This window comes from Stenotrophomonas sp. YJH_SMC_48-3 (assembly GCF_059369375.1).
The window spans coordinates 223,378-230,753 of record NZ_JCAFSQ010000008.1 but is presented as its reverse complement, the minus strand read 5'-3'; the positions used below and the strand labels follow the sequence as shown (position 1 = coordinate 230,753).

The 7,376-nt window shown below is 64.8% G+C and carries 6 protein-coding genes; 3 read left to right on the top strand and 3 right to left on the bottom strand.

The genetic code is table 11. The features are described 5' to 3' along the window. From AC5P65_RS14540 to AC5P65_RS14530, 3 genes are all read right to left on the bottom strand, one after another. A partial coding sequence (locus tag AC5P65_RS14540) for an RHS domain-containing protein (protein ID WP_495215680.1) occupies positions 1-218 on the bottom strand: 218 nt, incomplete at its 3' end. 3 nt (positions 219-221) lie between these two features. Then, the gene (locus tag AC5P65_RS14535) at positions 222-2,189 is read right to left on the bottom strand and encodes a fibronectin type III domain-containing protein (protein ID WP_495215679.1); all 1,968 of its coding nucleotides are present in this window, start codon (positions 2,187-2,189) and stop codon (positions 222-224) included. Next, positions 2,177-5,539, bottom strand: coding sequence for an RHS repeat domain-containing protein (locus tag AC5P65_RS14530; protein WP_495221666.1), 3,363 nt, complete (start codon positions 5,537-5,539; stop codon positions 2,177-2,179). The genes AC5P65_RS14535 and AC5P65_RS14530 overlap by 13 nt, the downstream gene beginning before the upstream one ends. A gap of 241 nt (positions 5,540-5,780) precedes the next feature. Between AC5P65_RS14530 and AC5P65_RS14525 the strand changes: the two genes are divergently transcribed. From AC5P65_RS14525 to AC5P65_RS14515, 3 genes are all read left to right on the top strand, one after another. Then, the gene (locus tag AC5P65_RS14525) at positions 5,781-6,320 is read left to right on the top strand and encodes a GNAT family N-acetyltransferase (protein WP_021202565.1); all 540 of its coding nucleotides are present in this window, start codon (positions 5,781-5,783) and stop codon (positions 6,318-6,320) included. Then, on the top strand, positions 6,317-6,649 hold the full coding sequence (locus AC5P65_RS14520; protein WP_010483575.1) for a non-heme iron oxygenase ferredoxin subunit: 333 nt from the start codon (positions 6,317-6,319) through the stop codon (positions 6,647-6,649). The genes AC5P65_RS14525 and AC5P65_RS14520 overlap by 4 nt, the downstream gene beginning before the upstream one ends. 204 nt (positions 6,650-6,853) lie before the next feature. Beyond that, a complete protein-coding gene (locus tag AC5P65_RS14515; RefSeq protein ID WP_111098221.1) occupies positions 6,854-7,258 on the top strand; it encodes a hypothetical protein in 405 nt (134 codons plus the stop codon). The last annotated feature ends 118 nt before the right edge of the window (positions 7,259-7,376 follow it).

Below are 7,376 nucleotides of genomic sequence, written 5' to 3'. Positions count from 1 at the left end.
GGCCCATCCTTCAACGGCCGATTCACCACCGCCCCATACGGCTCATACACCGTACGCTCGATGACGTTTCCGCTGGCATCGGTGATCGCCACCGGTGAACCCAGTGCATCAGTGTGGATGTACTCGACGACTTCCTGTGCGGCCGCCGGAGCTACACAGGCCGCCAGCACCACCACCGTGAGCACCGCCCGAATCAACAGCAAAGAGAGTCCATTCATGGCTTAGTCCCAGCTCAGTACGCCGCGGGTGACGGGATGATCGGCCGACCACGGCGAGCAACCACCGGCATTGCAGGCACGCACGCGATAGTCGCCGGCGCAGTAGGCATTCCCGTCTGCACTCACGTAGGCGTTGGGCCCGGTATACAAACGCTTTCCTCCGCCGCCACTCTCAAGCTGGTACTCGGTGGCATCAGGCACTTGATTCCATCCCACCGAGCACTGCACCTGATACGGTGCCTTGCGAGTGGTCAGCCATTCCGCAAGATAGAAGTAGGGTGTCCCTGGCGGAAGTGCGACCACAACCGTCGCAATGCCCGAGTACGGACTGCACCCCGCGAAATTGCACGCCCTCACGCGATAGGCGTAGCTGCCTTTGCCACGGCTGGCACCAAAGCTGTTCCCGCCGCCGTTATGCACCACCGTCCAGCCACCACCGTTGGCACTCTCCTCCAGCACGAAGCTCTCGCTGTTGGCCGGCACCGACCAGCTCAGGCTGTACTGCGGCACGTTCACCAGGCCCGGCGCGCTGATCACCGGCTCGATCGTCGGCGGTCCGATCACCGCTACCGTCGACGTGGCCGACCAGGGTCCGCAGCCCGCGCCGTTGCAGGCGGCAACCCGATAGCCGTAGTTGCCCACACCACGCGCGGCGGTGGCATAGGAACCCGCGTTGCCGTCGAACAGCGTGACCCATCCACCACCATTGCTGCTTTCCTGCAGGGTGTAGCGCGTGGCACCAGCCACCCCGTTCCAGCCAATGCCGATACTGCCCGGCGCAGCGCGTGCCGGCGCAGAAAGACCTGGCGCAGTGGCAGGCGGATACACCACCGTCACCGCAGCCGTTGCGCTGTATCCCGTGCACCCCACCGGGTTACATGCGCGAACCCGGTAGTTGTAGCTTCCCGCTGCCTTGCCACTGAAGGCCTTGGACTGACTGATGGCGTTGTGCACCTGGGCCCATGCGCCACCATTGGCGCTTTCCTCCAGCTCATAGCGCTCGGCACCGGAAGCCGCAGACCAGGCCACGTTGTAGCTGCCGTTGAAGGCCGTGGCAGGCAGGTTCAAGGTCGGCACAGTGGATGGCGCCAATGCCACGGCCACTGATGCGACATTGCTCCATCCGCCGCACACCGCCCGGCAGCCGCGCACGCGGAACTGATAGGTTCCCGTGACCAGGCCGGTGCTGGTGAACGATTGCGCCGCGCCATCAAAGACCGTGCTCCAGGTGCCCGCAAGGGCACGCTGCAGCTCATAGCGGTTGGCACCACCGGCCGGGCTCCAGGTCAGGTTCACGCTGCCCTGGGTGATGTAGCCCGGCGCACTCAGCGCGGGAACGCCGGGTGCGGCTTCGCCATGCACCTGGGACACCAGGCTGCCTGACAGGTAGAGATAGTCGGTCTGTTTGCCGGTACGTTCGTTGCGCTGGAATCGCAGCACACCGCCGTTGTCGTAGAACGAGTAGATTGCCCCCTTGCCACTGGCGCTGGCCTTCACCCGGCGCCCGTGGGCGTCATACTCGTAGCTCTCTGCTGTACCCGCCGCACGCAGCCGGTTGCCGTAGTCAAACGCGAAAGCCTGGCCATTGCGCACCGAAAGATTGCCCTGCACGTCATAGCCAAGACCGGTCACGGTTGCCCCGGTTCCGGTTTCGATCACGTTGACCAACCGATTCGTCGGATCGAAATAGTGCGTACGATCGCGGCTGCCGACCTTGGCACGGCGCAGGTTGTCCAGCGCATCATACTCATACAATGCGTTGCCGAAGCCCGGTGCAGTGACCGTCCGCAACCGGTCCAGGCCGTCATAGGTCATGTCCCGGTTACCGGGCGCCCCGGGCAGGCCATCGGAAATGGCCATCACGTTGCCGCCGGCATCGTAGTCGTAGCTGTCATCCAGCACTGCGGCCGCTGCGGTGGCATCGCGGCTGCGGTCGGGCAGCCCGCGGGCATTCTGGGTCAACGTGTGCACGATCCCGTTGCCATAGACGAAGCGGGCCAATGCGCCGTTGGCGAAGTAACTGGCCTCTTTCGCATAGCCACCGACCGTCGTCGCCCGACCCAGTGCATCCGGCGTATAGCTGACGACGCGCCCCCCCGGTAGGTATTGCTGGCCAGTGTGCCGTTGGCATCGTAGCCATAGGCCAGGCTCAGGCTTCCCAGATCCGGATGCTGCAGGGTTTCGCCGCTGAGCAGGCGGCGGCGGTTGTACTGGTAGCGGTTGACGACCATCGGCCGGGCCGGGTCGTTCTGCGTACTGATCTCGGCAGGCAGGCCATCAGGCGCGTAGGACCAGTTCTGATTTCCGCGCCCATCCGGGAAGATCAGGGTCGACAGGCGGTTGGCAGCATCGTAACTACGCTTCACCGCACGTCCACTGGCCAGCGCTTCACTGCGGTTGCAGTCGGTGGTGCTGGTCAAACCCGTGCCAGCCGCCGACCACAGCACGTTGCCTGCCGCGTCGTAGTCCTGCACGGTCGCGCCGGTTTCCGGTTCGATGGTCTTGCACAGCTGCTGGTAGCCGTCATAGACGTAGCGGCGGGTCAGCGACTGGCTGCCGTCTGCACTGCGGCGGGTGATCGCCAGCGGCTTGCCCAACGTGTCTCGCTGGATCTCGGTCACCACGCCTTCCGGATGCTGCAGCGTCAGCGGCATCTCATAGCTGGGCTGGTCGTACGCAAGATGACGGGTCGTCGTGGCCTGGCCGCGTGGATTGGTCACCTTCACCGACAGATTGCCCACGTACTCGGTGCGGGTAACCAGTGCCCCCAGCTCGGACGATTGACTGACCACGGTGGGGCGGCCCAACGCGTCGTACTGCGTCGTGGTGCCGGTCAGGGTGGCATTGATATCGGAGAACTGCCGCGTGGGATACGAGGCAAACACGGTCTTGCCGCTGGTGTCGTAGCGGGTCACCACGGCGCTGTCCAGCACGTTGTTGGCGTTTTCGGTCACCAGCACCGGGCGGAACATCGCATCCAGGTAGGTATCCGTGCGCCGCCCGCCCTGCGTGCGGGAGTGCTTCCACGCACCAGCGGGCACCCCCAGCTGCGCGCCCCCCAGTCGTTGCAGGTCCATGGTCACGCCATTCCAGTTCACGCTGTCACCGCCTGGGAACTGCTGGCTGCGCAGCCTGCCCATGCTGTCGTAGCTGAAGCTGGTGGTTGCGCCGGTTTCGTCGGTCAGCGAGGTGATCCAACCGTTGTCGTCGACGGCAACCGTGCGCACCGCGCCATTGGGCGCTTCGGGCGTAGCCGGCATGCGCAGCTGCTGCGGAACGCCACGCTTCCATCCCGACAGATGGCTGGTATTGCCGCGGCCATCGGCCACCGAGGCAACCGTGCCGTCGGCTGCGTAGGTCACCTGCTGCGCCAGGCGGCCGAATGCATAGGCGCGCAGCGGCAGTGCTTTGGCCGTATCGAATTCGGTTCGCGACTGCTCGATGCCATTGAGCACACTGCGCGCCACCTGGCCGTTCACCCACAGCGCGGGATTGTCGTAGTAGCTGGTGCTGCTCGTGCGACTCTGGCCGGCGGAATTCGCTTCGACAACGGTGACTTCGCGCGCAAATGCATCAAAGGCCTGCACGGTGCGGGTGAACTGCACGCCATCCTGTTCCACAACGGTGGATTGGACGGGGCGGTTGTAATGGGCCTTGAGATCGTTGGCACCGTACTTGAAGTCCTTGCCGGCCTCCTTCGGGAAGGGCGCCGCATCCAGCTGGGCATCCGGATAGTAGTTGTTGCGGTCAATGCGCACGACCGAGCCGCCCGATCGCGTTGTCGTGGACAACAACAGGCCATCGTTGTAGGCAACTTCCTTGCCGAACTCATAGACGCGAACGACACCATCGGGCAGCGTTTCGGTGGTGATCTTCGGCTCTGCCTGGCCCACCGGGATTACTGGACCGCCCAGGTCCTGGGCGAAAGCACCGTTGAGATTGGTGTATTGATAAGTCCACTGTGCAGTGGGCATGCCCGGACCGCTGATGGTCTTGGTCACCAGCGACATTGCGTCACGGTAGACCGGCGTGTAGTTCCAGCCATCGGCAAACAGGTGATTGTCGCCAGAGGTCTGGCAATCCAGCTTTACATTCTTGCGCCCGTGGCGGAACGGGCGGAACAGGAACGTTCCCAGCGCACCCGACGGATGCTGGATGCTCAGGGTGATCTCGCTGGGCACGATCTTGTTGACGCGCGAGCATGTGGCCGGGTAGTCCATGTACTCCCAGATGCTCTGCCCGATGTAGTCGGCATACTTGTGGGTGACTGACAGCGGCGGCAGGTTGTAGACCCATTGGGTACCGTCCGGCAGCGTCACTGTCCGCAGGATATCGGCCTCCGTGTACCCATAAGTCCAGGTGCGCCCTGCAGCGGTTGCGGACGCGATCAGTCCTTTCGCGTTGTAGCCCAGGCTGATCTCGCGGCCATCGTTGGCAACCATGCGCAACAGCCGGTCGCCACTCCACTCGTAGCGCACCCAGTTGCCGAAGCGATCCACAACCTGCGATGGGTACAGGAACACACGCTTTCGATTCAGCAGTGCATTGCTTTCTGGCCCGTAGGGTTGCAGCGTTGCACCGTTGTGGGGCTTGGCGACCATCCAGTCGAAGTAGTACTTGGTACCGTCGGGCGCATGACCAAGGAAGCCTTGTCCCGGCTGTCCGCTCTTCAGGGCGGTCAGGCAACTGAACGTCCAGCCGCCCTTGGTATTCCAAGGCGCCGGTTCGCCAAACTGTGGCTGCGGCTGGCGCGCATCACCGCTGCCTCCCAGGACCGGCTCACTGCCACCGCCTGGCAGGGAAAGGCGCACGCCATCCCAGAATGTAGTGGGACTGAAATTGACGGTCTGGGTTTGGCGACGGTTCCAGACCTCCAGCGCTGGGGGCGCCGCCACCGTACTGCAGCGCGCAGCAGGCGCCCAGTAGCCGACAGCAGCGGTCTCCGGCAGATCACCATAGACGCCGGACATGGACGGAATATCCAGATCCCAATCCGAGAATGGGCTCTCACTACTGCCATCGCCATCGCGGTAGCTGCGGCCCAAGGTCATCGTCAGGCTGCCATTGCCCGGAATCGAAACATCCGTGGCCTTGAAGCTGATCGAGCCGTCGTAGAGATTGACCTGCTCGCCGAAGATCTCGCCCTTCAGCGGTTCGACAAGGTCCCCGTACTTCAGTCGCTTGTCGTACTCCTGCCGCCAGGTGGGAACGATCTGGGCGGAAACGCCGACCGGTGCCAGCACGCACAGGGCAACGACACCGAGAAGCAGACCCTTGGCAGCCATTGCCGCGCGCGGATGAGAAATGAGGCCACACTGCATGCAGATCCTCCCTGGATCGACGTCCCTGTGTGCCCCACCCGCGCCGAACGGCAGTTGGCCTTCGACCAGGCGGCACCCACGCCGGCAGACAGCCACGCGTTGCTTCACGGTGGGCGGGTGCTGGTCACAGATATGAACGAATAATGAAGATGGCGTCAAGTCCACGCATTGGCCACACTCGGCAAAGTCACGTCAGCCAGCAGCCTCCCGTGCCCTTCCCTGCTCCACCTAGAATGTCCCCATGAGCACCCTGACCTTCCGCGCCGCCACGCCGGCCGACATCCCCGCCCTCATTGCCCTCGTCACCTCGGCCTACCGCGGCGATGCCAGCCGCGTCGGCTGGACCACCGAAGCCGACCTGCTGGACGGCGCCCGCATCGACGCCGAAGGCATCCAGGCCGACCTGGACCGCCCGCGCTCCACCATCCTGCTGGCCGAGCGCGGGGACCAGCTGGTGGCCTGCGCCCATGTCGCCGATGTCGACGGCAAGGGCTACTTCGGCATGTTCTCGGTCGACCCGGCCCAGCAGGGTGGCGGCGTTGGCAAGCAGCTGATGGACGCCGCCGAAGCGCACGCCGCACGCGAATGGAACGTGCCGGTGATGCAGATGACGGTGATCGACGTGCGCGACGAACTGATCGCCTTCTACGAGCGTCGCGGCTACAGCCGCACCGGCATCAAGAAGCCGTTCCCGTATGGCGACGAGCGTTTCGGCATCCCCAAGCGCGACGACCTGCGCTTCGAGATCCTTGAAAAGCCGTTGACCGGAGCCGTCGCGTGAGCGAGGCCTGGACCTTTGTCTGTGCCGGCGCCGAGCTGTTGCCGGGCGAAATGAAGAGTGTGTTCGACGAGGTGACCGGCACGCCGATCGTGGTATTCAACCTCGACGGCGAGCTGTACGCCCTGGAAGACCAGTGCACGCATGAAGAGTTCGAGCTGTCCTCGGGCGAGTTCAACACCACCGAAGGCAGTGTGGAGTGCGTGCTGCACGGGGCGCGCTTCGACGTGCGTGACGGGCGCGCTTTGTGCGCGCCGGCCTACAGCCCTGTGCCCAAGTTTCCGGTGAAGCGCGAGCACGACGCCATCTGGACCCGCGACGACCGGGATTGAGGCGGCGCTCCGCCCGGAGAGATCATTCACGGGGCGCCCCGCCAGAGAGCATCAACCCATGGGGTGGATCTATCGGAAAGCCATGAGGACCCTTCCAGGGCGCCCCGTGGCCGCCTCGGGGGGCCGCCACGCCCCGTACATGCGAATCATTATCGTTGATGTTATTCTACGTAACATCTTCGTAACGACTCCGCCCCTCGCGCCATGGCTTCGCCCGCGCCCACCGCCACGCTGTGCCAGCTTGCCCGTCAAGGGTGGCCGCTGCTTGTGGCCGTGCTGCTGACGCTGCTGCTGGGCTGGTCGGCACTGCACGAAGGACGCGACAACGGCACTGCTGCCAACGGCTGGCAGGCACAGGCTGAAGATCTGCAGCAGGTCATGCCGATGCCGGCCCCGCCGGCGGACGAGTGCCCGCACCCTGCCGCGCCAGCACCGGAGCCGCCGCTGGATGGCGAGGGCACCACGCCCTGTACCGGACTGGCTCCCCCGCGCGCCGCCCTGGTCGTGCATGTTCCGCTGTGGCGCTCCAACGCCCTGCGCTGGCAGCTGCACGATCCCGCACTGCGGTTGAACCCCGGCCACGCACCGCCCGCACCGCACGCCAGCTGAGACGCCCTGCGGCTGTTGCCGTGCGTCTGACGTCATTCGCCCATAGCCGAGCATCGGCTCGGCTCTACAGACGAAGCCCTCCACGTGCCCACGCGCTGCCTGCGCTGCGGCTCTCCCC